Source organism: Aeromicrobium sp. P5_D10 (genome assembly GCF_054049535.1).
In genome coordinates, this window is record NZ_JBFUME010000002.1 from 502,735 (window position 1) to 525,051 (window position 22,317).

General features: G+C 64.0%; 24 protein-coding genes. 10 read left to right on the forward strand and 14 right to left on the reverse strand.

The features are described from left to right. Nucleotides 1-174 precede the first annotated feature (174 nt). From ACXJKC_RS04090 to ACXJKC_RS04105, 4 genes are read left to right on the forward strand one after another with little or no spacing between them, the layout of a single operon-like run. Complete coding sequence (locus ACXJKC_RS04090) at nucleotides 175-1,140, forward strand: ABC transporter permease (RefSeq protein ID WP_456695398.1); 966 nt, start codon at nucleotides 175-177, stop codon at nucleotides 1,138-1,140. Beyond that, entirely contained in the window at nucleotides 1,137-2,018 is an 882-nt protein-coding gene (locus ACXJKC_RS04095) for an ABC transporter permease (RefSeq protein WP_456695399.1), read from the forward strand. The genes ACXJKC_RS04090 and ACXJKC_RS04095 overlap by 4 nt, the downstream gene beginning before the upstream one ends. Next, entirely contained in the window at nucleotides 2,011-3,876 is a 1,866-nt protein-coding gene (locus ACXJKC_RS04100) for a dipeptide ABC transporter ATP-binding protein (protein ID WP_456695400.1), read from the forward strand. The genes ACXJKC_RS04095 and ACXJKC_RS04100 overlap by 8 nt, the downstream gene beginning before the upstream one ends. Then, complete coding sequence (locus tag ACXJKC_RS04105; protein ID WP_456695401.1) at nucleotides 3,873-5,462, forward strand: ABC transporter substrate-binding protein; 1,590 nt, start codon at nucleotides 3,873-3,875, stop codon at nucleotides 5,460-5,462. Before ACXJKC_RS04100 ends, ACXJKC_RS04105 begins: the two co-directional genes overlap by 4 nt. A 68-nt stretch (nucleotides 5,463-5,530) precedes the next feature. Here the strand turns inward: ACXJKC_RS04105 and ACXJKC_RS04110 are convergent, their stop codons facing one another. The 5 genes from ACXJKC_RS04110 to ACXJKC_RS04130 are packed head-to-tail and all read right to left on the reverse strand — an operon-like array spanning nucleotide 5,531 to nucleotide 10,404. Next, the gene (locus tag ACXJKC_RS04110) at nucleotides 5,531-6,613 is read right to left on the reverse strand and encodes a PLP-dependent cysteine synthase family protein (protein WP_456695402.1); all 1,083 of its coding nucleotides are present in this window, start codon (nucleotides 6,611-6,613) and stop codon (nucleotides 5,531-5,533) included. Between the two features lie 27 nt (nucleotides 6,614-6,640). Next, complete coding sequence (locus ACXJKC_RS04115; RefSeq protein WP_456695403.1) at nucleotides 6,641-7,342, reverse strand: VOC family protein; 702 nt, start codon at nucleotides 7,340-7,342, stop codon at nucleotides 6,641-6,643. Beyond that, nucleotides 7,339-8,352 carry a quinone oxidoreductase family protein gene (locus ACXJKC_RS04120; RefSeq protein ID WP_456695404.1) on the reverse strand — a complete coding sequence of 338 codons (1,014 nt, stop codon included), beginning with the start codon at nucleotides 8,350-8,352 and terminating at the stop codon, nucleotides 7,339-7,341. The genes ACXJKC_RS04115 and ACXJKC_RS04120 overlap by 4 nt, the downstream gene beginning before the upstream one ends. Nucleotides 8,353-8,401: 49 nt before the next feature. Continuing rightward, nucleotides 8,402-8,833, reverse strand: a complete 432-nt coding sequence (locus tag ACXJKC_RS04125; RefSeq protein ID WP_456695405.1) for a PaaI family thioesterase — start codon at nucleotides 8,831-8,833, stop codon at nucleotides 8,402-8,404. Beyond that, entirely contained in the window at nucleotides 8,830-10,404 is a 1,575-nt protein-coding gene (locus ACXJKC_RS04130) for a class I adenylate-forming enzyme family protein (protein WP_456695406.1), read from the reverse strand. The genes ACXJKC_RS04125 and ACXJKC_RS04130 overlap by 4 nt, the downstream gene beginning before the upstream one ends. Before the next feature lie 157 nt (nucleotides 10,405-10,561). Between ACXJKC_RS04130 and ACXJKC_RS04135 the strand changes: the two genes are divergently transcribed. Then, nucleotides 10,562-11,266: a GntR family transcriptional regulator gene (locus ACXJKC_RS04135; protein ID WP_456695407.1), complete on the forward strand. Its 705-nt coding sequence runs from the start codon at nucleotides 10,562-10,564 to the stop codon at nucleotides 11,264-11,266. A gap of 104 nt (nucleotides 11,267-11,370) precedes the next feature. Here ACXJKC_RS04135 and ACXJKC_RS04140 read toward each other — a convergent pair whose 3' ends face one another. Together ACXJKC_RS04140 and ACXJKC_RS04145 are read right to left on the reverse strand one after the other, a co-directional pair. After that, nucleotides 11,371-11,793 carry a DUF3885 domain-containing protein gene (locus tag ACXJKC_RS04140; protein WP_456695408.1) on the reverse strand — a complete coding sequence of 141 codons (423 nt, stop codon included), beginning with the start codon at nucleotides 11,791-11,793 and terminating at the stop codon, nucleotides 11,371-11,373. Then, nucleotides 11,741-12,100 (reverse strand): DUF3885 domain-containing protein, encoded by a 360-nt coding sequence (locus ACXJKC_RS04145; RefSeq protein ID WP_456695409.1) that lies wholly within the window; start codon nucleotides 12,098-12,100, stop codon nucleotides 11,741-11,743. Before ACXJKC_RS04145 ends, ACXJKC_RS04140 begins: the two co-directional genes overlap by 53 nt. A 246-nt stretch (nucleotides 12,101-12,346) precedes the next feature. Between ACXJKC_RS04145 and ACXJKC_RS04150 the strand changes: the two genes are divergently transcribed. Together ACXJKC_RS04150 and ACXJKC_RS04155 are read left to right on the forward strand one after the other, a co-directional pair. Beyond that, nucleotides 12,347-12,760: a DUF2510 domain-containing protein gene (locus ACXJKC_RS04150; RefSeq protein WP_456695410.1), complete on the forward strand. Its 414-nt coding sequence runs from the start codon at nucleotides 12,347-12,349 to the stop codon at nucleotides 12,758-12,760. Between the two features lie 210 nt (nucleotides 12,761-12,970). Further along, nucleotides 12,971-13,465 carry a hypothetical protein gene (locus ACXJKC_RS04155; RefSeq protein WP_456695411.1) on the forward strand — a complete coding sequence of 165 codons (495 nt, stop codon included), beginning with the start codon at nucleotides 12,971-12,973 and terminating at the stop codon, nucleotides 13,463-13,465. A 30-nt stretch (nucleotides 13,466-13,495) separates the two neighbouring features. On the opposite strand, the gene msrA is transcribed toward ACXJKC_RS04155, so the two are convergent. Both msrA and ACXJKC_RS04165 read right to left on the reverse strand, forming a co-directional pair. Next, a complete protein-coding gene (gene msrA, locus ACXJKC_RS04160) occupies nucleotides 13,496-14,131 on the reverse strand; it encodes a peptide-methionine (S)-S-oxide reductase MsrA (RefSeq protein ID WP_456695412.1) in 636 nt (211 codons plus the stop codon). A 40-nt stretch (nucleotides 14,132-14,171) separates the two neighbouring features. After that, on the reverse strand, nucleotides 14,172-14,921 hold the full coding sequence (locus ACXJKC_RS04165) for an ankyrin repeat domain-containing protein (RefSeq protein WP_456695413.1): 750 nt from the start codon (nucleotides 14,919-14,921) through the stop codon (nucleotides 14,172-14,174). Between the two features lie 71 nt (nucleotides 14,922-14,992). Here ACXJKC_RS04165 and ACXJKC_RS04170 point away from each other — a divergent pair, with 71 nt between their 5' ends. Both ACXJKC_RS04170 and ACXJKC_RS04175 read left to right on the forward strand, forming a co-directional pair. Beyond that, nucleotides 14,993-16,099, forward strand: coding sequence for an AI-2E family transporter (locus ACXJKC_RS04170; protein ID WP_456695414.1), 1,107 nt, complete (start codon nucleotides 14,993-14,995; stop codon nucleotides 16,097-16,099). After that, nucleotides 16,096-16,428: an MmcQ/YjbR family DNA-binding protein gene (locus ACXJKC_RS04175; protein ID WP_456695415.1), complete on the forward strand. Its 333-nt coding sequence runs from the start codon at nucleotides 16,096-16,098 to the stop codon at nucleotides 16,426-16,428. Before ACXJKC_RS04170 ends, ACXJKC_RS04175 begins: the two co-directional genes overlap by 4 nt. 64 nt (nucleotides 16,429-16,492) lie before the next feature. Here the strand turns inward: ACXJKC_RS04175 and ACXJKC_RS04180 are convergent, their stop codons facing one another. The 3 genes from ACXJKC_RS04180 to ACXJKC_RS04190 are packed head-to-tail and all read right to left on the reverse strand — an operon-like array spanning nucleotide 16,493 to nucleotide 19,973. Next, the gene (locus ACXJKC_RS04180) at nucleotides 16,493-18,022 is read right to left on the reverse strand and encodes an MDR family MFS transporter (protein WP_456695416.1); all 1,530 of its coding nucleotides are present in this window, start codon (nucleotides 18,020-18,022) and stop codon (nucleotides 16,493-16,495) included. Next, complete coding sequence (locus ACXJKC_RS04185; RefSeq protein WP_456695417.1) at nucleotides 18,019-18,450, reverse strand: MarR family winged helix-turn-helix transcriptional regulator; 432 nt, start codon at nucleotides 18,448-18,450, stop codon at nucleotides 18,019-18,021. Before ACXJKC_RS04185 ends, ACXJKC_RS04180 begins: the two co-directional genes overlap by 4 nt. A gap of 44 nt (nucleotides 18,451-18,494) precedes the next feature. Then, nucleotides 18,495-19,973, reverse strand: coding sequence for an insulinase family protein (locus ACXJKC_RS04190; protein WP_456695418.1), 1,479 nt, complete (start codon nucleotides 19,971-19,973; stop codon nucleotides 18,495-18,497). Nucleotides 19,974-20,008: 35 nt separating this feature from the next. On the opposite strand from ACXJKC_RS04190, the gene ilvA reads away from it, so the two are divergent. Beyond that, nucleotides 20,009-21,199 carry a threonine ammonia-lyase gene (ilvA, locus tag ACXJKC_RS04195; protein ID WP_456695419.1) on the forward strand — a complete coding sequence of 397 codons (1,191 nt, stop codon included), beginning with the start codon at nucleotides 20,009-20,011 and terminating at the stop codon, nucleotides 21,197-21,199. Between the two features lie 86 nt (nucleotides 21,200-21,285). Here the strand turns inward: ilvA and greA are convergent, their stop codons facing one another. After that, nucleotides 21,286-21,789 (reverse strand): transcription elongation factor GreA, encoded by a 504-nt coding sequence (greA, locus tag ACXJKC_RS04200; RefSeq protein WP_456695420.1) that lies wholly within the window; start codon nucleotides 21,787-21,789, stop codon nucleotides 21,286-21,288. Between the two features lie 64 nt (nucleotides 21,790-21,853). Next, entirely contained in the window at nucleotides 21,854-22,231 is a 378-nt protein-coding gene (locus ACXJKC_RS04205) for a DUF4307 domain-containing protein (RefSeq protein ID WP_456695421.1), read from the reverse strand. Nucleotides 22,232-22,317: the final 86 nt, after the last annotated feature.

Sequence of the window (22,317 nt, forward strand, 5' to 3'; positions counted from 1 at the left end):
CGGGTGCAGTTTTCCCTGCGGTTTTCCATCGTGTATTTCACATTTCGAGAGGCTTGACATGTTTATCAACATGCGAGTACGTTCCGACAAATGGAAGTTGTGTCCTGGCACACATCCTCCGGGCGGCATCTGCTGTCGCGCCCTTCCCATCGCACGAAATGGAGCTAGCTCGCAATGACATTGCGCTCCACCATTCGGTACGTCCTCGGACGCCTTGCCGGAGCGGCTATCTTGCTGGTCGTCTACTCGTTCGGCATCTACTCGCTGCTGGCCCTGGCGCCAGGCGACCCGGTCCGGCTCCTGCTCGGCACCTTGCCGGCAACCCCCGAGACCCTCGAGGCGATCCGAGCGCTCTACAACCTGGACGACCCGTTCCTGACCCAGTACTGGAACTGGCTGTACAACGCGGCCCACTTCGATCTGGGTCAGTCGGTGCTGACGGGCCAGGGCGTGTCGTCGGCGATCGCCGAACGCGCCGGCATCACCGCACAGCTCGGTGCGCTGACCTTCGCGATCACGATGATCCTCGGTATTCCGATGGGCATGGCCGCAGGGCTCAAGCGCGGGCGGCTCCTCGACCGCGTGGTCTCGCAGGCTTCGATGATCTCGGTCAGCGCGCCGTCGTTCGCAGTCGGCATCCTCTTGATCATCGTGTTCGCCGGGCAGCTCAACTGGCTCCCGGCCATCGGCGGCGGCTCCGGAGGAATGGACCGGCTGGCCCATCTGATCCTGCCGGCGACGGCTCTCAGCACCGCAGCGATAGCCCTCGTGGTGCGATACACGCGGACGGCAGTCATCGAGGTGGCCGGGCAGGACTACATCGTGGCGGCACGAGCACGGGGCCTCAAGCCCCGCCGCATCCTGTTCACCTACATCCTGCGGAACTCGCTCGTACCTGTGATCACCGCGGCGAGTGTCGTGCTGAGCTTCGTCATGGTGGGCGCCGTCGTGGTCGAGGCCACGTTCGCGCTACCGGGACTCGGCAGCCTGCTGGTCACGGCGGTCCAGCAAAAGGACCTCCCGGTCGTCCAGGGCGTGACCCTGGTGATGGCCGCGACCATCTTCTTGATCAACCTGCTGACTGACCTCGCGTATCTGTTCGTGGATCCGCGCATCGCCGAGAATGGGGACAATCGATGAGCTCGGAGATCTCCACGGGACCCGACCCGTTGACTCCCGTCACGACGGGACGGCGCACTCGGCGCAAACGGCCGACGATCGGGGTGCTGCTGTGCTCGGCCTACCTGACCTGCGTCGTCATCGCCGGAGTCTTCGGCTCGTTGCTGTTCCGTGACGCGAATGTGCAGGACCTGACCAATGGCCTGCAGGGTATTTCGGGCGAGCATTGGCTCGGCACGGACGATCTCGGCCGCGATATCTTCGGCCGATTGGTGCTCGGGGCCCGCACCGCTCTGTACGGTCCGCTCATCATCGCGGTCGGTGCCTTCGTCATCGGCTCGGTCCTGGGTCTGGTGGCCGGATACATGGGCAAGTTCGCCGAAGCGGCCATCATGCGTTGGGTCGATCTGATGTACGCGCTCCCCGGCGTCCTCATCGCGATCGTGGCGATCGGCGTGCTGGGCGGCGGCTACTGGGTCGCGGTGTTCGTGATCATGTTCCTGTCCGCACCGTACGACACCCGGCTGGTTCGCGCGGCCACGATCGAACAGCGATCGCGGCCGTACGTCGAAGCGGCCCAGACCATGGGGTTGTCGCGCAAGCGGGTCATGTTCCGCCACATCTGGCCCAATGTCCTGCCGCTCGCGGTCTCGCATGCGTTCTTGAGCTTCGCCTTCGCATTGATCAACCTGTCGGCCCTGTCGTTCCTGGGTCTGGGCTCGACACCGGGGAGTGCCGACTGGGGCGCGATGCTGGCCGAGAGCCAGTCGATCCTCCTGGAGAACCCGCTCACGGCAGTGGGCCCGGCCCTGGCGATCATCCTGGCGGCCGTGAGCGTCAACGTCCTCGGCGACTACGCGTTCGAACGCCTCTCCTCGAAAGGACTCGACCGTGCCTGAGTCGACCACACGTCTGCTTGACGTCACCGATCTCTCGATCAGTCATCACACCAAGGACAGCACTCGGGTTCTCGTCGACACCGTCGATCTGCACCTGGACCGAGGGGAGACCATCGGTATCGTCGGCGAGTCGGGCAGTGGCAAATCGCTGTCAGTGCGCGCGCTCCTGCAACTGCTCCCGCCCAGTTTCAAGGCAACCGGGACCGCGTTGCTCGGCGGAGTCAGCGTGCTCACGGCGTCGGAACGAGATATGCGGAAGGTGCGTGGCCGCGAAGCCAGCATGATCCTGCAGGATCCGTTCACGATGTTGAATCCGCTCATGCGGGTCGGCCGCCACCTCGAAGAGGTGCTGCGCGAACAGCCCGCCTATCAGGCGATGTCCCGCGGCGAGCGTGAGGCGGAGGTTCAGCGCCGGCTGGCCGAGGTGGGTATCACCGACCCCAGCGTCGCGAGGCGTTATCCGTTCCAGCTCTCGGGCGGAATGAGGCAGCGGGTCGGCATCGCCGCGACGCTGGCCACCGATCCGGAACTGATCATCGCCGACGAACCGACGACGGCATTGGACGCCGTGACGCAGCAGGATCTGCTCAAGCTGCTGATCTCGATCCAGCGCCGACGCAATATGTCGATGATCATGATCACGCACGACCTGCGGGTCGCGTTCTCCGCCTGCGACCGGGTCTATGTGATGTATGCCGGCGCGATCATGGAAGCCGGTCCGTCTGAGTTGCTCGCTGACGCGCCGCGACATCCCTACACGCTGGGCCTGCTCGCGTCCGAGCCCCCGCTGGACCGGCGTCTGGGTCGGTTGCCCGTCATCAAGGGGGAACTGCCCCAGGCGCGTGGCGCCCACCGGGCCTGCCGGTTCGCGGACCGTTGTGACTGGGCCGTCGCCAAGTGTCTCGAAGTGCCGGCGCCGCTGGTCCCGATCGACGACCGACGTGCCTCGGCGTGCAGCCGTATCGGCGAGATTGCGGACGACATGGACCTACGCCAGGAAGAAGTCGAGCACGGGCAGACCGAGAGCACCCTCGATTCGGTCCGCTCGGCACCCGTCATCGTCTCGGTCAGTGGTCTGTTCAAGGAGTACGGCAGGGGCGAGTCCGTGGTGGCCGCGCTCCATGATGTCTCGCTGACGGTCCGTCAGGGAGAGGCTGTCGCCCTCGTCGGCGAATCAGGCTCGGGCAAGACGACCCTCGGCCGTTGCCTGGTGGGTCTGGAGTCGATCACCAGAGGAGATGCGACGGTCTTCGGGATCGACATCACCGGCGGATCGGCGATGACCAAGTCCGATCGAACTGCCTGGCACTCCAAGGTGCAATACGTCTTCCAGGACCCCTACTCCTCACTCAATCCGCGGATGACCGTCGAGCAGACGCTCAGCGAGGCGATTCGTCAGAGCACCAGCACGGGAAACCGTGAGGGCCTCACGGTGGCCGAGGTGCTGGATCGGGTCGGATTGCGCGCGGAGTACGCCGGCCGCCGACCGGCGGCGCTGTCGGGCGGAGAGCGTCAACGGGTCGCGATCGGCCGAGCGCTGGCGCTCCAGCCCGAATTGTTGATCTGCGATGAGCCCGTATCGGCTTTGGATGTCTCGGTCCAGGCGCAAATCCTGAACCTGCTCAATGACATCCGTCGGGACACCGGAATCGCCCTGTTGTTCATTTCCCACGACCTCGCGGTCGTACGTCAGATCGCCGATTCGGTCTTCGTGCTCGAGAAAGGTCGTCTGGTCGAGACCGGCACGTCGGACGTCTTGGATTCTCCGAACTCGGGATACACCAAGAAATTGCTCGAAGCAGTCCCCAGAACGTCATCCGACTGGCTGGGCAAGCACTCACAGATGGGTAAGGCATGAAGAAGAGCTATCTCGCGTTCCGCATGGGCATTGTCGTGCTGGGCGCGTTGCTGGTCACCTCGGCTTGCAGTTCGACATCCGACAGCAAAGGCGGGGGCGGCGATGGCCCCCGCGAGACCTTGACCATCGCGACGGGAGCTGTCCGGAGTATCGACCCGGCACGGCAGTATGACCAGCCGGCTCTGTGGGTCAACGGTCTCGCATTGGAGGGTCTCATCAAACTCGACGAGACCGGCAAGGTGCAGCCTGCTTTGGCCGAGTCCTTCAAGAACCCGGACCCTGTCACGTACGTGTACACGCTGCGGAAGGGCGTGAAGTTCTGGAACGGGGCGGAGGTCACTCCCGAAGACGTGGTCTTCTCGCTCCGGCGCTATCAGGAGGACACAGCGCAGACCGCCAGCAAGTACGAGTCCGTCAAGACGATCGAGGCGACCGGTCCCTCCGAGGTCACGGTGACGCTCAAGGAGCCGGATTCGTCGTGGCAGTACACACCGGCCTACGCCGGACAGATCGTGGAGAAGAAGTTCGCTCAAAAGCATGCGAAGGACCTCGGCGGTCCGGGTGTGCTGACGATGGGCACGGGCCCCTGGAAGCCGACCGACTTCAACTCCAGTGCCGGCATGACGCTGGTCAAGAACGATGCCTGGTGGGGTGCCGCTGAGGCTGGCAAGGACTTCAAGGATTCCTGGAAGACCGTCAAGCTGGTCTTCGCCGCGTCGGTTCCTGCGGCTGCGGCGCTGCGTGCCGGAGACGTCGACGGAGTGGTCGGCAGCGACGGCACCGCGTTCGCCGGATCCAGTGCGAAGATCACGTCCGCGCCGACCGAGACCCTCGGGTACGTGACGCTGCTGACCGACTCGGGACCGTTGGCCGACGTCCACGTCCGCCGCGCACTGGCGCACCTGCTGGATCGTCCTGCCATCATCAAGTCGGCTCTGAAGGGCTTCGGCGATGAAGCGGCCGACATGACGTCACAGCGGGTTTGGACGGATCTGCCGAAGGACAAGGTCGAAGCGGCGTACGCGCAGATCCCGTCGTACGAGTACGACATCGAGGCGGCCAAGAAGGAGCTGGCACAGTCGGCGTACCCCGACGGTGCCACGATCGTGGCCGAGACGATCTCGACATACCCGTCCTTCGTCCGCACGACAGAGATCCTCAAGGAGGCTGCGGCCAAGATCGGTATCAAGATCGACATCAAGGGCGTGCCGGGAGCCCAGTGGCTGACCGACTCGACCGACCACAAGATCGAGCTGACGGTCTCGACGTACTCGAGCCTGTCGCCGGATCCGAACTTCTACCCCAACACCCTCATGCGTGCTGACGGTGTGGGTGCTGGCGGATCCAACTACGCCAACCTGGAGGCTCCGGGTCTGGATGAGGCCATCCGCGGCGCGAGCATCGCGCCGGCGCAGAGCGAGGAGCAGCTCAAGGCCGTCACCAGTGCGTTGAAGGCCAATGCCGAGCAGGTCGGGTACATCCCGGTCTACACGCAGAAGGCAGTCTTCGCCCACGATGCCGCGATCTCGTTCGACGGGTTCTCGCAATACTCGATGGGGACGCCGTATCCGCTGTACGTGAAGTGACCTAGCCACAAGGCCCCTCCCGATCTCGGGAGGGGCCTTGTGTTGTTGGTATCGGTTGAAGTCGGTGTTCAGACGACGGGGAGTACGCCGGTGGAGTCGAACTCGGCGAGCGCGTGGGTGTAGGGCGAGATGTCGATGTTGTTGCTCGTGAGCCAGTTGTCGTCGTAATAGGTGTGGGCGTAGCGTTCGCCGCCGTCACACAGCAATGTGACGACGCTGCCGGTCTCGCCGCTGGCGCGCATCTGGTCGATCAACTGCAGTGAGGCCCAGATATTGGTGCCGGTGGAGCCGCCGACGGGACGACCGAGAATGCCCGAGACCCAGCGCATTGCGGCGATCGAGGCGGCGTCGGGGACGCGCACCATGTCGTCGATGACACCTCCGACGAATGAACCTTCGATCCGCATGCGGCCGATTCCCTCGATGCGGGAGGGGCGGTCGGTCGTCACGTCGGAGCGGTCCGCATCCCACCCGTGATAGAACGCGGAGTTCTCCGGATCGGCAACCACGACGCGTGTGTCGAAGCGGCGATACCGCACGAAGCGCCCGATCGTCGCGGAGGTGCCTCCGGTACCGGCACCGACCACGATCAGGCTGGGGCAGGGGTGGGGCTCGGCGGCGAGCTGGTCGAAGATCGACTCGGCGATGTTGTTATTGCCTCGCCAGTCGGTGGCCCGCTCGGCGTAGGTGAACTGGTCCATGTAGTGCCCGCCGCATTGGTCCGCGAGGTCTCTGGCGACGGCGTACACCGTGCCCGGGTCGTCGACCAGGTGACAGCGTCCGCCGTAGAACTCGATCAGGGCGATCTTCTCGGGGCTGGTCGAGGCCGGCATCACAGCGACGAACGGGAGCCCGACGAGCCTGGCGAAGTAGGCCTCGCTGACCGCGGTCGAACCACTCGACGCCTCGATCACGGTCGAGTCTGGCCGTAGCCAGCCATTGCACAGGGCATAGAGGAACAGCGAACGTGCCAGCCGGTGCTTCAGGCTCCCGGTCGGGTGGACCGACTCGTCCTTGAGGTACAGGTCGATGCCCGGGGCGGGGATCGGCAGCACGTGCAGATGTGTGTCGGCGCTGCGGTTGGCGTCGGCGTCGACACGTCGAATCGCCTCGGCGATCCAGGCTCGGCTCTCAGATGTTGTCTTCGGCACGTTGGTTGATCCTCGTCGTCGTGGCTGTTACTGATGGATCTCGCAGGCCAGTCCGTCCAGGACGAATGGCGAGCTCAGGCTCCTCTTGGACCAGCCGACAGAGACGATCCCGCGGTTCCCGGGACGGAGTCGGATCTCCACTTCGCCGTCCGACAGGACGATCGGATCGCCGGCTGCCGAGGAGCGGTCGAGGCCGCAGCAGGACAGGAGTTCGCTCAGCCATTCGGGGTCTGGCACTTCAAGAGTCATCGAGACGATCTCCGGGCCGTCAGCTGGACCGGTCGACATTCCGACTTCCCATTGGATCAGGAAGGGGATGAAGGGGTGCAGCGCATCTTCGGTGACCTCGCAGAACTGCCAGGCGTAGGCCTCACCCGTGGCGGCGATGCGACTGCCGGCAACCGGTTCGCTCGTGACGACGCCGAATTGTCTCAGTCGCTCGCGGCTGGCCTCGAGATCATCGACGTTGACGGCCCATGACAGCGGTCCGACACGAGACCGTACGCTGCGCGCCGTCGCGTGGGTCGACTCGTCAGAGGCATCGATGAGTTCGAGGTAGGCATACTGCCGTCCGCGCACGAGGGCATTCGTCGTACCGGTGGGGTGAGTGCCGCCGGGGACCGCGGTCAGTCCGGCTCGTCCCCAACGCTCGATCGCCTCGTCGAGACCGCGAACCGACACCAGGATGTGGTCGACTCTGCCCTTGCCCGCTGTCGGACCCGACTTCATCGGGGAGTGGGTTCGAGGATGATCTTGCCGAGGACCTTGCGCTGTTCCAGCAGGTCGAAGGCTTCGCGAGCCTGCGCGAGCGGCAGGATCTGGTCGATCTGGGGACGCAACTGTCCGCTGCGAACAAGCTCGACCAGTGCTTCGAGGTCGGAACGGAGCCACCCGTCGGATCCGAGCAGGTCGAGTTCGAACGTCCAGAGGTAGCGCAGGTCCGTCTCGACCGAGTAGCCGGCGGTGGCGCCGCAGTTGAGCAGGCGACCGCCCTTGCGCAGACTTCGCAGGGAGGGACCCCAAGTGTCGCCGCCGGTGAAGTTGACGACGACATCGAGACCACCGCGCCCGGAGACCCGGGGCTTTCCGTGCCGCTCGTGGACGACTTTCATGAAATCGTCGCTTTGGTAGTTGATGCCTTCGTGGGCACCCATCGCGATGAGCTGTTCGATCTTGCTCTCGCTGGAAGCGGCAGCGATCACATGAGCGCCGGCGAGGCGTGCCAACTGCACGCACCCGGTTCCGACACCGCCGGAGGCTCCGAGGACGAGGACCTTCTCGTCGGGCTTGATCTGTCCGCGGGTCACCATCATCCGGTACGCGGTGCCGTAGGCGACGGGGAGTGCGGCGGCATCGGCGAACGAGACTTCGTCGGGGAGCCGCATCAGCGTCCGCGCGTTCACTACGACGAAGTCGGCCAGGCCGCCATCGGACATCTCGCCGACCAGCTTGTGCTCGACGGTGTCGTACGGATCGATCAATACCCGGTCACCGACCTGCCAGCCGTCGACGTCGGGACCGATCTCAGCGATCTCACCGGCGATGTCGATGCCCATGATCAGGGGAAAGGGGATCGTGATGCCCGGCATGCCGCGTAGCGTGAACAGATCGTGGTAGTTCAACGCGCAGGCTTTGACGGCCACGACGACGGATCCGGGGCCCGCGACAGGATCCGGCCAGTTGTCGTGGACCTCCATGCGGTCGGTGTCGCCGTGCTCGTTGATGACTACTGCCTGCACTTTGGATCTCTTTTCGTTGCCTGGTGACGGTGATTGCGGAAGCGGGTTCTTACCCGGTCGACGTGCTCAGGCTGACGCGCCCGATCGCGGTGAGCCGACCTTGCTGGTCGGTGACGTCGACATCGGCCACGCCGACGCTGCGGCCGGCCCGGCGTACCGTCGCGGTGGCGGTCAGCACTCCGCCGCTGGATGGCCTGACGTAGTCGACGCGCAGATTGATGGTCGGCACGATCGTCCCGGTCGCCATGATCGTGGCGAAGACCGCGGCGGTGTCGATCAGGGACGCAACCGGCCCACCGTGGAATTGTGGTTCTCCGGCGATCCGCTCGAGTTCTGACCGCAATGGCATCTCAAGCGTCAGAGTTCCGGCGTCGATGTCGGCGATTATGCACCGCAGACCGAGGAAGACGTTGTAGGGAGAGGTCGCGAGCAGGGCGTTGAGCCCTTCCAGCGAAGTGTCGACGGGAGTCGTGTCGCTCATGGTAGCCATCCGTTCGTCATTTCGAGCTGCGTGGCGAGCTCGTGCAGCCTGCGCCGATCGATCTTGTTGGTGCCGGCCAGCGGGAGTTCGGTGCTGGTCGCGACTCGTCGGGGGTGTAGGTAGGCCGGTGCACGCTCGATGACGTACGCCTTGATGTCGTCGGAGCGCAGATCGGCATCGCCGACGGGCACCACGAAGGCCACGGGGATCTGGCCACGTTCGTCGTCGGGCAGCGAGACCACGGCGGCCTGGCTGATCGACGGATGCTTCTCCAGGATGCTCTCGAGTTCACCGGGGTAGATGTTCTCCCCACCGCAGACGAACATGTCGTCGGCGCGGCCGACGAAGTAGTAGAAGCCGTTCTCGTCGCGTCTCATCAGATCGCCGCTGGAGTACCAGCCGTCATCGAGGACTGCGGCCGAGAGGTCGTCGCGCTGGTGATAGCCGTTCGTCACGGCGGGGTTGCGCATCATCAGTACGCCGTGATCCGGGTCGGCGCCTCCGGAGAGCTTGACTTCGGAGCCTTCGAGGGGATGCCCCAATGACAGCGGTGGCCGTTCGATCTGCTGAGGATGGGCCCCGAAAATGGCGGGCCCGGCCTCGGTCGTTCCGTACGAGACGATGACCTGGGCATCGGGAATTCCCTCCGAAATCCGCTTGACCTGTTCCAAGGTGACCGGCGCGGAGCCGAGTGACAACGACCGGACGCTCGACAATCTCGATCGATCGTCGCCGACTTCGCGCATCGCACGGATCCACATCGTGGGTACCGCGGCAACCGTCGTCACCGAGTAGTGCTCGATCGCCGCGACGTAGGCGGCGGCGTCGAATCGCGGGCAGAGGACCGTGGTGAAACCGAGCGCGATCCCGCGGCACAGGGTGATCAGGCCGTTCATGTGGAACAACGGCTGCGCGATGATCTGAGTCTCGATCCGGGCGGCCATCTCGGAACTGAGCGAACGCAGCGCCCATAGCTGACCGGCGTGGGTCAGTGGCACGCCTTTGGGCACGCCGCTGGAGCCGGACGTGTAGAGGATCTCGGCGACATCGGCATCTATCTTCTGTGCGACCGGCACCGCGGTGCTGATGTCGAGCAGCCGGGGGAGATAGGGCGAAAGCGGATCGTCGAATTCGATGACCGCGCTACGACCGGCCAGGGCCTCCTGCCCGGCCCGGTCGACGAAGGTCATGGCGACCGAGGCATCGTCGAGGATGTGCTCGAGGATTTCGGCACCGGACTTGACGTTGATGGGAACCGCGACCAGTCCTGCTCGCATGATGCCGAGGTACGCCACGACATACTCGATCCGGTTCGCGGACATGATGCCGATCCGGGTTCCCGGTTCGAACGACCTATTGCGCAGCTCCGTGGCGGCAGCGCTGACCAGGCGCTCCAGATCTGGGTAGGAGTAGCCGGCCGGTGCTGCCGGATCGCGCAGGTCGACAAAGGCCAATCGGTCGGTACGCGCGCTGTGCAGTCGGGTGATCTCGCCGAGATTCGTGAGGTCAGCGAGCAATGGTGCTGCCGTGGTCGTGGTCTCGAAGCGTGAGTTGTCGGTAGGCAGCGTCATGACCGACCTTCCTGTGAGCGCGCTGAACGGAGGCGACCGTTTTAAAGTATGTTACTGACTTACTCAGTGATTTGTCCAGGGACGGGCTTACGATGTCCGAGTACGCTCGCCGAGGTCTGAACCCCGGCTCCGGGAGTCATACACGGAAGGGTCTGAGATGCCGGACACCGATGAGGCCCTCGAACGCCCGCAGGGCGTAGGTGCGGCCGTGTGGGTCTTCGACGTGCTGAAGCGCGAGATCATGAGCGCGGAGCTGCCGCCAGGCACCGTGTTGGTCGAGGCGGCCGTGGCCGAGCGGTTCGGTGTGAGCCGTGGCCCCTCGCGGGAAGCGTTACAGCGGCTTCGGCGTCTGGGCATGGTCGATGCGGTTGCCCGCATGGGCTATGTCGTGTCGGCGGTCAGCCTGCACGACCTCGAGGAGATCTTCCAACTTCGAGAAGTGCTCGAACCTCTGACGATCAAACTCGTCACTGAGCGGTATGCCACGGGCAAAGCGGATCTCGAACTTCTGGACTCGTACTCCCGCGAGATCACTGCCGTGGTCGAACGCGATGAGCCCGAGCCCGCGCAGCACCTCGCGGATCTGAACGCTTCATTCCACAAGGAACTCGCCCGTCAATCCGGCAACAACCGCCTCGCCGAGGGCGTCTCCGAGGTCGTCGACGAACTGGAGCGGGCTCTGCTCCTGTTGACGGAGAACACGCTGCGGCTCAAGCCCTTCCTCGATGACTACCCCCAGCTCATGCACGCGATCAGATCTGGGGACGCGGACGAGGCAGCCGAGTTGATGATCCGCCAACTCCGGAAACATCAGGCGGCGATCAAACAGTGCGTCCTGGGCACGCACGTCACGGTGGGCTGACCCTAGAGTCGGGCCCCATCGCACACCGGGGGCGGTGCGTTGGCGTCCATGTCGGGCGTCCCCGTGGACGCTAGTGCACCGCTAACACGATGATTGGCTCAAGATCACAAGCCTTGGGGATGAGCTGAGAGCCAGTTCGAGTACGTGTCGCGGAGCGCATCTCTCATCTCCTCCGAGGGCGCGATAACGTCCGCACCACCGTCGTACGGGTGGTAGAGCCAGGTCAGCTCTTCGTCCGCGATGATGACGCCCGCGGTCACATCGTCCGCCACGAGCTTGAGCAGTCGGTTGAGTTCGGACGTCGCGTGGTGCCGAGTGACGTAGAGATGAAGCCATGCGAGATGGTCGGCGTCGGAGTTGTCCTCGACGATGCTCTTCCAGAGTGCGGCCTGTGGAGCTGCGCGTTCTAACTCTGCTGAGCGCTTTCGGGGACGCGAGTCTTGTGACCAAGAGCAAGTCATGGCGATCAGCGTTTTATCGGCTGAGGTGGCGATGAGTTCGGCCAATACTGCGTGATGCCGGTCCAACAGGTGTCGCGTACTCGGACGGAGTGGCCGCGTACCGCTTCGAATGGGGCAAGCTGTGGAAGCGAACCCAACGGTCAGGCACGTTGTTCGGCAATTCATGACCCACGGGTCTGACTCCCGGCCACCGCTGCTGCCAGTTTGTGGTCAGCTTGGACAGCATCTCGGTCTGACTACGCGTAGGAGGAACTGCGGTGTGCGAGAACTTCCCGATGTACGCCAAGTAGGCGAGCCAAAGTATCCCTCCAGTGACGGCGATCGAACATGCAGCCACGCTGATGATGAGGAACTTCTCGTATCCACTGACCATCGACGAAACCTATCGTTGCGGGGTCAGCTGTACGCGACCCGGTCGGGTGACGTGGGTAGTAGAGACACGGGTTGTCGATTCGCATTCCTGGGCGTCTACGAAGTCCCATTCTCTTCGGTCCTGGCCGGGGGTGGATTTATGCGCTGGGCATAGTCATTCTGAGCCATTCCTGAGGAAACGGCGAAAGCAACTGTCACAGCCGGTTACATTGGCGCGTCACACTTCTTCTCGGGAGGATTTCCCCGCATGACTGACATGAACAACCCGCCGAGCGGCGGCGGCGCTAAGCCGCCGGCAGGCTTCTACGCAGACGACTCCGGCCGACAGCGTTGGTTCGACGGCGATGACTGGACGGACCACTACCAGTCATCAGCCGCACCGGAGGCAACGTCACACGCAGAGCCGAAAAAGAAGAAGAAGCGCGTCTTCCTTTGGTTCTTCATGGCCGTGCAGGTGCTGTTCATCATTTGGATCATCGCTGGGGCGGGTAGCAGCGGCGGCGATGCGACTGACTGCGGGTCGCTGAGTCAGGAGGCCTGCAATGACGCCGAGGATATCGGCACGGGCCTCGGTGTGGCCCTCATCATCGTCATGTGGATGGTCGTCGACTTTTTGTTGGCCGTTATCTACGGTATCTACCGGTTGGCCAAGCGCTCGTAACCAGCCAGAGACGAACAGCCCATCAGCCTCAGGGCTGATGGGCTGTCGCATTTGAGGTCTAGCTGTACTGACCCGGTGCCTCGTACGCCACGCCTGTCGCGTGCAGCGGGCAGTACGCGCACTAAGTGGGTTTCCCGGCGACAACTGCCCTTCGGGCGCTTGGTGTGACGCTTGTTGACCGGCAGGCGCGTTTCGTGAGAGTCTGGCCGGTTGCTCGACGCGGGTGACGACCGAAAGGTCAATTCAGCGCGAGGCAACGGCACGAGATTCAGGCGACAACAGAGTCAGCACCTATCAGCAGTGGAGCGGGAAATACGTCCCGAACTGATTGGCTTCGCGGAGGACGATCCGTGGCTGTATGAGTTCTATGACCAGTCGGGCGACCTGATCTATCTCCACGATGCCGACTGCACGCAGATCGCGTTTGAACCGGTTCGCGAACAACTACGGCTGACGTTCGCATTCGGCGACGTGGCCTATGTCGAGGGATGCCTGACCAACGCCGATGTCATTTTCACACTTGACGATGTCCGCCTTATCCTTTGCGCGCACGACGGTGGACCGATCAATGACCGGCACGGCGAATATCGCGGGCAAGTGAAGGACTTCTCGTGGTTCGGTACTCAGAGATTCGCGCTGTCGCTCATCGATTTACACATGGAATTCCGGGCATCGCGGGTCGAGTACGCGATCGCCCGACGCTGAGCAGTGTCGGGCAATCGCGCAACTCAGCGGTCAGCTGTACGTCACACCCGTCGCGTGCAGCGGGCAGTAGCCGTTGGGATTCTTCACCAGGTACTGCTGGTGGTAGTCCTCGGCATAGTAGTAGCGCTCCAGCGGCAGGACCGAGGTGGTGATCTCGCCGTACCCTGCCGACGTCATCTGCACCTGGTAAGCGGCGCGTGAGGCCTCAGCCTGTTCCTGCTGTTCGGGCGTCGTGGTCAGGATGATCGAGCGGTACTGGGTGCCGCGATCATTGCCCTGACGCATGCCCTGCGTGGGGTCGTGGTTCTCCCAGAACACCTCGAGCAGCTGCTGGAACGTGACCTTGGCTGGATCGAAGATGACCCGTACGACCTCGGCGTGCCCCGTGAGGCCCGAGCAGACCTCGTCGTACGTCGGGTGAGGTGTCTGGCCGCCGGCGTAACCGACAGAAGTCGACCACACGCCGGGGACCTCCCAGAAGGTCTTCTCCTCACCCCAGAAGCAGCCGAGACCGAACACCGCGACCTCGAAACCGTCGGGGGCCTGCGTCTCGACCGGATTGCCGAGTACGAGGTGCGTGCCACCGACCTGGAAGGGCCGGCCTTCGCGCCCCTTCAGAGCGCTGTCGGGCGTGGGAAGCTCTGACTTGCTGCGACCAAAGATCATGGTTCCACCTTTCAATGGGAGTCTACGGACTCAAGTGTGATCAGGCGCGTTCGAGCATCGCGGCGATCTCGGAGAGTCCCTTGTTGCGCGCGTGCTGCAGTGCGGTGACCCCGTCGCGATCAGCGATTGTGGGATCGGCGCCGTGGTCGAGGAGCGATTGGACAATACGTTGCCAAGGATCGGTGCCCTTGCCGAGGATCACGGCTTCCAGAAGTGCTGTCCAGCCCAGATCGTTGACGTGATTGACCGCGATGTCAGTCGTTTCGACAACGTACGCGACGTAATCGTCATGTCCGCGCTCGCTGGCCGGAATGATCGAGATACCGCCGTACCGGTTGCGGACGGTCAGATCGGGGTCTGCCTCGAGGATGACTTCGGCCATGTCGACGCTGCCGGTGACCCCGGTGACGAGCCACGGGGTGTCGTGACGGTTGTCGAGTGCGTCGGGGTCGGCGCCGGCCGATACGAGTGCACGAGCGACGTCGACGTGGTCCTCGGTCACGGCAAGCAACAGCGGTGTGCGTTCGCGCGAGTCGCGTGCTTCCATGTCGGCGTCGGCCTCAAGCAGCAAAGCCACCTTCTCGGCGTTGCCGTTGCGGGCAGCGGCCAGGAGCTGGCGATCGCGGGCTGCGGCCGAAAGCTCGGCGTACGGATTCGCAGGCGTCGCCTCTGGAGTCGGCGCCGAGGTCGTACGGACAGGTGCGGCGTCATCGCCGTCAGATGCGCCCGACGAGCAGGACGCGACGATCATGACCGCGGCGAGAGGGATGAGGATGCGAAACGACTTCACACAGTTCACAACGTCGAAGCCGGGTTTCGTGTTCCTCTGCAGATAGTGTGTCGACCGAGGAGCGTGAGTCTTTGAGCGAGCGATATCAGGTCCCGATCGGCGTCGAGATCGCCACACAGTGGGCTTGGCGGATCCTGATCTTCGTGATTCTCGGCGCGGCCGGGGTGTGGTTGCTCCGGTACTTCTCCGAGATCACAGTCCCGATCGCCGTCGCGGTGTTGGGCACCGCGCTGACGATCGATGCCGTCAACTGGCTGCAAGGTCGTGGTCTACCTCGCGTTCTGGCGACGTTCATCGTGGTCATTTCGATGCTCGTCGCGTTCTTCGGCATGCTGGCGCTGGTCGGACAGCAGCTCTCGACTCAAGTGACGCGTCTGAAGGCCAATGTCGTGGCAGGAATCAGCCAGGTGCAGGACTGGGCCAAGACAGGGCCGCTCAACCTGACTGATGACCAGCTTCAGAGCTGGATCGAGTCGGCCAAGGCGTCCATCTCGTCCAGCGACACGTCGGTGCTGACCCGGGTGACGGAGGTCAGCACAACCCTGACGCATCTGTTTGCCGGATTCTTCATCGCCTTGTTCGCCTCGTTCTTCTTCCTCTATGAAGGCAACCGCATCTGGTCATGGATCGTGGCTCTGTTCCCGCGGGCCGCCCGCGATCGAGTCAACTCTTCCGGCCACACTGCGTGGGCGTCGCTGACGGCGTTCGTGCGGGCGACGGTGCTGGTGGCATTCGTCGACGCTGTGGGCATCGGCTTCGGCGCTTGGGCTCTGGGGGTGCCGCTGAGCTTCGCGATCGGAGTCTTGGTGTTCCTCGGTGCGTTCGTGCCGATCGTCGGTGCTTTGGCGTCCGGGATGGTAGCGGTGCTCGTCGCCTTGGTGGCTCAGGGTCCATGGACGGCGCTGTTCATGCTGATCGTGGTCATCGTGATCCAGCAGATCGAGTCGCATGTCTTGCAGCCGTTCTTGATGGGGCGTCTCGTACGGGTTCATCCGTTGGCGATCATCATGGCGATCGCGGCAGGTATCACGGTCGCAGGCATCGTCGGTGCACTCATCGCTGTGCCGCTCGCGGCCTGCCTCAACGGTGTGGTCGGCCATCTGGTCGCGGCAGCGCGAGAGTACGAAGACCCGCCCGACACCGGCGACGATCTCGAATCCGGTGTGGGTCTCGCATGATCGACGTGCACGCGATCTGTGCCGGGTTCCCGGGCGCGAACCTGACCTTTCCGTTCAGCGAGGAGACGGCCGTCTACAAGGTGGGCGGCAAGATCTTCGCGCTGACAGGTGTCGACCGGGCGACGAGCATCAACCTCAAGGCCGAGCCCGCCGACGTCACGGGACTGGTGGAGACGTATCCGGCGATCGAGCGCGGCTATCACATGAACAAGAAACACTGGATCACGGTGCAGCTCGACGGCACCCTGCCCGACCAGCTGATCAACGAGCTGATCGAAGACTCGTACGACCTGATCGTCGACAAGCTGCCGGCGCGCGATCGTCCCTAGGCGGTGACGGAAGAATCGGGTTTTGTCCGCGATTCACGGGACAAAACCCGATTCCTCCGTCCGGCTAGTGCTCGGCCGGTGCGGGGCTGGAGCGGGTGCGCAGCGGAATCTCCTTGATGAACAGCGAAATGACGAACGCCACGATCATGATCGGGATCGCCGAGATGAACACGTCGTGCAATGCGCTGGCGAAGGCGTCGATGACCTGGGATTTGAGCGGTTCGGGCAGGCCGTTGATCGCCGAGACATCGTTGGTGTCGACCGACGGGGCATTGCCGCCACCAAGGTTCTCCGCCAGATGGTGGGCCAGACGAGTGTTGAGAACCGCGCCGAACAGCGCTGCGCCGATCGTGCCGCCGAGTGTTCGGAAGAAGGTGATGGTGCTGGTGGCGATGCCCATGTGGCGTGGTTCGACGGCGTTCTGCACGATGACGGTCAACAACTGCATCGAGAAGCCGAGCCCGGCGCCGAAGATGAACAGACCGATCGCGGCCAGCCAGTAACTGCTGTCCGACTTGAGCAGCGAAAGGACGACCAAGGCCGCGACGACGATGACGGTGCTGGCGATCGGCATCGGCCGGTAGCGACCCGTTTTGGTGACCCAGTTGCCCGACGGGATCGAAGTGCTGAAAATGCCCAACACCATCGGCAACATGGCCAGGCCCGACTTGGTCGGCGACATGTCCATGACAACCTGCAGATACAACGGGATGAAGATGATCGCGCCGAACATCGCCAGGCCCACCGTCACGGCCATCGCGTTGGTCGTGGAGAAGATCGAGTTGCTGAACAGCTCCATCGGAATGATGGGTTCCTTGGCGCGCAGCTCGATCCAGATGAACAACGCGGTTCCGACGAGAGCGCCCGCGAGCAGCGAGAGCCCGAGGCCGGACGTCCAACCGTGATCGGGTCCGGCCCAGGCCAGGTACAGCAGCAGCGATGACACACCGGCGACCAGGACTCCTGCGCCGAACCAGTCGATCGTGTGCTCGCGGCGGGTGTGGGGGAGCTTGAGCGCGTAGGACGTGACGACGAGCGCGACGGCGCCGATGGGTACGTTGAGCCAGAAGATCCACTCCCAGCCCGGGCCGTCGGCGAGCCAGCCGCCGAGCACCGGGCCGAGGACGCTGGACGTCCCGAACACCGCTCCCATGTAACCCATGTACTTGCCCCGCTCGCGTGGCGGGATGACATCGCCGAGTGTGGCGAACGCCAGCGCCATCAGGCCACCGCCGCCGATTCCCTGTAGGGCGCGGAATGCGATGAGTTCCTCGATATTGCGAGCGAAGCCGCACAGCAGCGAACCCACCAGGAATGTCACGATCGCGGCCTGGAAGATCGGTCGGCGGCCGTAGAGATCGGAGATCTTGCCCCACAGCGGAGTGGCGGCAGTCGATGTCAGCAGGTACGCGGTGACGACCCAGCTCAATTTGTCGAGACCCTTGAGATCGGACGTGATGCGGGGCAGTGCGGTGCCGACGATGCTCTGGTCGAGAGCGGCGAGGAACATGCCGGTCATCAGACCGCCGAGGATCACCAGGATCTGACGGTGCGACAAGTAGGTTTCGTCAGTCGTCGGCGAGTTGTCGGTCATGGCAGAGCTCCAAGTGAGGCAGTGAGACGTACGAGGTCTTGGCGGAGACGATCGCGGTCGCCCTCATCCCACTCGGCCATGGCCGCAGTCAGGATCGTGCGGCGTTGATCGAAGGTGCGTTTGAGGGCGTCCATGCCCGCGTCGGTGATCGCCAGAATGCAGGCGCGGCCGTCGTCCGGGTCGGTCTCGCGGCTGATGAAGTCACGTTCGGCGAGTTGGTGCACGTGGCGGCTGACCGTGGAGGCGTCGAGGCGCAACGACTCCGCCAGATCCCCGAGTCGCAGTGCGCCTTGGCGTTTGAGCGTGAACAGCAATGTCGCCTGAGACCACTCGACGAGGTCGCCGTCGAGTCGGGCACGCAGTCGACGTCCGACGGCGAGTGAGAGTTGCAGGATCGCGTCTTCGGCCGACAGAGCATCCCGTTGCATGGAGCAAACATATAACAAGTTGCGGTCTGCAACTTCAACGCCGGTCAGTGGGACGGCAGTGCTCGGACGATCTCGGGATTGACGCCGGCTGTGATCGCTGCTGCCAGCGACTTGCCGCGATACCAGTCATCGGGGTCGATGCGTGCGCATCTGCCGCGAAAATCCACCAGTTGGAGGCATCCGCAGCCGCGGCGGCCAAGCATCACCAGATCGTCGAGCCGTATCGCGCTGTCACCCAAACGCGATCGGGTCACGACCAGACCGTCGCTCACGTTCGCCCGATATCTGGCCATGTCTCCCCGGACCTTTCCACGCCAGGTCCGACCAGGGCGAGCAGAGAGCTCCGGGGCGAGGCCCTCATCCCACACGTCGAATCTATCGAGAGGGAGTTCTGACGCAGCGATCCACAATTTCGTGGGCGGCTCGTCTTCGTCGAATGCGAGGATAAGTGAATCTAGAGCATCTGCCAGGGCAGAGGTGAGGCGTTCGCTGGTCAGTGACTCTGCACGAGCCAGTTCGACCTCAGGCGTTGAGCTGGGGAATCCCAGCAGGTCCGCGACACAAGAGTCATCAAGTTGTCGGCCAACCACCGAGTTGACCCAGGCGAGCTCGGTCAGCCACGTGGTGCGAGTCGTGGCAACTGCCGATTCGCTGAAACCGTCCACGACGAGTCGCCGCAACAGTTTCAGCATCTCTTCGACCACTTGCGGTACGTTCTCGCCGTTGGGATCGAGGATGAGGTCGACCTGGGTGTTCTTCTCGTCGATCCGCGTGTGAAAGACCTCCGGGGAATAGATCAGGCCAAGATCGTGGCGCAGCCGGCGCCGTGCTTCCTCGCTGAGCGCCTCACCAAGCTCACGTGCTGACTCCCAGTCGACAACCAGTGACACAGCGACCCCGACCTTGCCTGACTCGACCAGCCGAGGCGTGACGTCGACCGGCTGTCCGGACCAACGCTGTGGTGGGTTTCCAGTCGGCAGGTCCAGCGCAAGCGCAGCCGGGATCGGGCCGGTGAACGTGAGGGCAGCGTTGGACGACGTCATCCAGTCGGATGACCAGGCCGCAAGCTCGGCGGCTGTCAGGGCATAGGCGCCGGCGTGTGATGCGTTCGAGTTGCCAAGGCCGCCGAGTCCGAATCGGTAGGTCAGCAGTCCGGCGGTGGAATTGTCGGTTCCGGCCTCGGTCCGCAGTACTGACTTCTCCAAGTCGAGGTCTTCCGACGAGACGTTGCCGATTGAGTGGAGTGCTCGGCTGATGTCGTTCAGGAACGTCGCGACGTCATCCGGCTCGCCAGTCGCGTAGAGCATCAGCGACTCGTCGGACACGACACCAGAGCTCTGCACGTGGAGCGGTTCGATCATGCGAAAGACCAGATGCTCGATCAGGTGGGTGATGCCCATCAGATGGGCCGGTTCGTCGCGATGCCCGACGCCCAAGATGAGCGTGCCGGTCAGAGGACCGGGTAGATCTGCCCAGCGGACCGGGATTCCCCGATGGGTCGTGGTGTGCACCTCAGGGAACATGGCGCAGATTCTCGCACAGCCACTACGTTGGTGAGGTGGATCTCAACGACGTGCGGGCCGCCCGCGAATTGCTCGATGGTGTGACCGAGACGACGCCCATGGCTCACTCGCGTTGGCTGAGCGCGAAGACCGGCCAGGACGTCTTTCTCAAGGCCGAGAACCTCCAGCGCACGGGATCGTTCAAGATCCGTGGCGCGTACGTGCGGATCGCAAGGCTCAGCGAGGAGGAGCGCTCGCGGGGTGTCGTGGCGGCGAGCGCCGGCAACCATGCGCAGGGAGTCGCCCTGGCCGCGTCGCTGTTGGGGATCACATCGACGATCTTCATGCCCGAGGGGGCCGCACTACCCAAGGTCGCCGCGACAGAAAGCTACGGCGCTGATATCGAGTTCCACGGTGCAGGCGTCACAGAAGCGCTGGTTCCTGCACGCGCGTTCGCCGAGCGCACGGGAGCTGTGCTGATACACCCGTTCGACCACGAGGACATCGTGGCGGGTCAGGGCACGGCGGGTCTCGAGATCTTGGAGCAATGCCCCGACGTCAAGACGATCCTGGTGCCGCTCGGCGGCGGGGGTTTGGCTGCCGGCATCGCATTGCTGCGCACGGAGCGTCCGGATCTGCGGATCGTCGGTGTCCAGGCCGAGGCGGCGGCGGCATTTCCCGCTTCGATCACCGCCGGGCATCCGGTGCTCGGGGCGATGGGCGTGACGATGGCTGACGGTATCGCTGTCGCGCAGCCTGGGGACATCCCGTTCGAGATCTTGTCCTCGCTGCTCGATGAGGTCATCACGGTCAGCGAGGAGTCGCTCAGCAGTGCCCTGATCTCGCTGCTCGAACGCGCCAAGATGCTGGTCGAACCCGCCGGTGCCGCTGCCGTCGCGGCACTGCTCGAACGTCCCGGGGCGTTCGAAGGCCCGGTCGTGGCGGTGTTGTCGGGTGGCAATATCGACGCGCTGGTGTTGCTCGACGTCATCCGGCATGGATTGGCTTCGGGCGGACGATTCGCGCACTTGCGAGTCAGGATCTCCGACCGTCCCGGCGCATTGATGGCGTTGTTGACGACCCTCGCTGAGATGCAAGTCAATGTCTTGAACGTCAACCACGACCGATCGTCCGACGCCCTGCCCGTGCGGCAGGTCGATGTCGACATCGAAGTCGCCACCAGGGGCCCGCAGCACCGCACGGAGGTCAAGACCAAGCTGGCCGACCTGGGCTACAAGCTGCTCTAACTGAAAATGTCGGCGGTTCTGGGTCGAACCGTGACCGGTATTGACCCAGAACCGCCGACATCTGCTGCGGCGCCTGCGGCGCCTGGCTAGAAGGGTTTGGCTTCTAGTAGTTCTACTGTGATGGATTTGCCGTTGGGCGTTTCGTAGGTGACGGTGTCGCCCGCCTTCTTGCCCAGGATCGCGGCACCGAGCGGCGAGGTGGGGGAGTAGACGTCGATGTCGACGGTGCTGTCCATGCTCAGCAGCTCACGCGAGCCGAGCAGGAACTTCTCGGTCGTGGTGTCGCCGGCAAAGCGGATCGTGACGATCATGCCGGCCTCGGCGAGGCCGTCGTCGGCAGGCTTCTCACCGACCTCGGCTTTGCGCAACATGGCTTCGAGCTGGTCGATGCGGGCTTTGGTCTTGCCCTGTTCCTCACGGGCGGCGTGATAGCCGCCGTTCTCTTTCAGATCGCCTTCGTCGCGTGCGGCAGCGATCTTGGCCGTGATATCGGCCCACACCTCGCCCTTGAGGTGCGCGAGCTCCTGCTGCAGACGCTCATAGGCCTCCTGGGTCACCCAGATGGTGTCGGACTGAGTCGGCTGAGTCATGCGAGTGCTCCTTTACGTGCTGCACCCCGGGCCAGCGCCCAGGGTGAACTTGCAAGGCTAGCACTCAATCAGCGGCGACACACGTTCTCAGGACACCGTTGACGGCTTTGCGCTCGGTCTCGATCGTCGTGGTGACGCGGACCTTTTCTTTGTCCGATGCGGGGACGTCGATCGTCTTCTCGCCGACGATCGTGTGATCAGCCGCCTGGGCGTAGACCGTGCAGCGTACGGCCAAAGGATCGGGTCGGATCACGTCGAGTTTGATCGCGACCTGCTTGTCGTTGATCACGTCGTAGCCCCACAGGCGGCCGGTGACCGGGTCCTTCTGGAATCCCACCCAGGCCGCGAAGGCGATGCCGAGGGCGATACCGACGGCTGCGACGGCGGGCCACAGCCATCGTGGACGCTGGCGGGTTCCGTAGCGCGAATTCAGGTCGGTCACGTCTCACAGTGTCTCAGGCGCGGCCCAGCCCGGCGAGGACGGCCGCCTTGGAACACCCGGATGCTGCGCGGTGTTGGTCCGAGTGC